The following is a 255-nucleotide window of genomic DNA, read 5'->3' as shown; positions in this document are numbered from 1 at the left end:
AGATCAGGCCGCAGCCCGATCCGGTTGGTAATCGGTCCCGTTGCGCAGCATCGCCCAAGCCATGCGTGCGGTTTTGTTGGCCAGCGCGATAGCGGCCACATTGGGATGTGATCGCTCGGCCAAACGAGCAGCCCACTGGCTGAGCCGATCGTCTTTGGATTTGGCTGTACGCAGGGCCGAGCGCGCACCGTGGATCATCAGTGTTCGCAGATAAGCATCGCCACGTTTGCTGATGCCAAGTAGCCGATCTTTACC

1 protein-coding gene is annotated in these 255 nt (G+C 60.0%); it reads right to left on the bottom strand.

Going from position 1 to position 255, the window contains the following annotated elements:
* Positions 1–3: 3 nt before the first annotated feature.
* The coding region (locus AACY45_RS29105) for a transposase (RefSeq protein ID WP_339548917.1) at positions 4–255 on the bottom strand (252 nt) is incomplete at its 5' end.

Source organism: Pseudomonas sp. RA_35y_Pfl2_P32, assembly GCF_963970735.1.
GTDB lineage: Bacteria > Pseudomonadota > Gammaproteobacteria > Pseudomonadales > Pseudomonadaceae > Aquipseudomonas.
The sequence above is the reverse complement of the archived record's forward strand: the minus strand, read 5'-3'. Positions and strand labels throughout refer to the sequence as shown.